Here is a 1,927-nt window from a genome sequence, read left to right on the forward strand (position 1 = left end):
GACGGCTTCGAGGGGCACCCGCTGCGCAAGGAGTTCGTGCTCGCGGCGCGGGTCGCCAAGGACTGGCCCGGCGGTCGCGGCCCGCCGCATTCCGTGCCATCCGGGCGCACACCCCGGGACCGCACGGTTCCGGCCAGTTTGACGGATCCCGAAATATCGACGGAACGGCCACCCGGGCGGCGATCTGTCCGGTTTCATCCCGGTTCGCCAAGCGGACCGGACGGTCCGGTTCTGGCTCGTTCCCGTTCCCCTGTCATGGCCCGCCCATCAAACGGCACCTAGCATCCTCCGCAGGCGGTGCACCCTGCCCTCTCGAACAACTCCTTACCCGAAGAATTCCCGGTGAGAGGAGATACTTCGGTGTCGCTCAAGTTAATGCTCGTCAACGCCCCCAATCCCACCGAGAACGCGAACGCCTCCAACTACGCGTGCTATCCCCACATCGGCATCGTGCAACTGGCGACCGCCGTCCGGGCCGCCTACGGCGACCAGGTCACCCTCCGCGTCGTCGACGGCGGGATCAGCAGCACCGCCCACGTCCAGGACGCCGTCCGGGACTTCGAGCCCGACCTGGTCGGCATCAGCGCACTCACCCCCACCTACGGGGAGGCCCTCCGGATCGCCGAGACGGCGAAGCGGGCCGGCGCCCAGGTCGTCCTCGGCGACGACCACCCCGGCTTCTTCCCCCGGCTCATCCTGGAGAACCGGCCCGCCGTCGACTACGTCATCGCCAACGACGTCGGCGAGGTGCCGTTCGTCGAGTTCGTCGGTGCCCTGCTCAAGGGCGAGCCGCTGTCCGCCGTCTCCTCGCTCAGCTACCGCGACGACAACGGCTCCGTCATCGTCAACCCCTCCCCCACGTACGCGCTCCGGCAGCAGAACACCATCCCCGACCTGGAGTTCATCCGCCCGGAGCTGCCCGTCTACGCGGAGAACTACCGCGCCCAGTTCGGCCACCTCCACGACCACGTGGTCACGCCGATCACCGTCAACAACGCCCGCGGCTGCGAGAACGGCTACAAGCGCTGCACCTACTGCAGCATCGCCGACCTCAGGGTCAACACCGGTGAGCCCAGCGGCTTCTGGAAGGCCGTCGACACCTACTACCGCGACTTCGGCGTCAACCTCTTCTTCGAGGTGTACGACAGCTTCACGGCCAGCCCGCGCTACGTGGACGCGCTGATCGAGGCCACCCCGCCGCACCTGCGCCGGCTGATCGACGACGGCGAGATCGAGGTGATGGTCTACGCCCGGGCGCTGGGCCTCACCAAGCGCAACAACGTCGACAAGTGCCGCCGGCTCGGCGTGACCCGGGTCAACATCGGCCTGGACGCGGCCGACCCCGAGATGCTGGAGGCCCAGCGCAAGAACAAGACCACCGGCGAGACCAACCTCGAAGCGATCCGGATGCTCAACAAGGCCGGCATCTCCGTCCACGCCTCCTACATCGCCGGCGCGCCCGGCGAGCGCCCGGAGACGCTCGACCGGACGATCGACGGCATCCGGCAGATGCTCGGCGAGGTCGAACTGTCCTCCGTCGAGTTCTCCCGGTTCATCCCCCTGCCGAACAGCCCCGCCTGGGACCTGCTGGTCGACTACCGCAACCCGTCGTTCTTCAAGAACAGCGCGGACATCGACGCCTACCTGTCCGGCCTGAACCTGACCGTCGGGCCCGGGCTGCGGGCCGAACTCCTCGAACGCTTCGGCGACCAGGACCTGCTCGACATCGAGGAACTGGCCGCGGCGTGGGCCGAGAACTTCACCCACATCACCGAGGAGCACGCCCTGGAGCGAATAGCGGAGGTGGACCAGTTGGTCTCCGCGCACAATGTACGAACCGGCAACAACGTCGGCTGACACCGTCCCGGTCCGGTCCGGCCCCGCCTCGGTGGTCACCTCCTCGGACCACCAGTGGCAGGACGGCGAA

At 68.0% G+C, this 1,927-nt stretch carries 1 protein-coding gene; it reads left to right on the forward strand.

The features are described 5' to 3' along the window. Positions 1-360: 360 nt before the first annotated feature. Positions 361-1,857 (forward strand): B12-binding domain-containing radical SAM protein, encoded by a 1,497-nt coding sequence (locus ACWCYO_RS40625; RefSeq protein ID WP_449787043.1) that lies wholly within the window; start codon positions 361-363, stop codon positions 1,855-1,857. Positions 1,858-1,927 lie beyond the last annotated feature (70 nt).

The organism is Kitasatospora sp. NPDC001683, assembly GCF_053596495.1.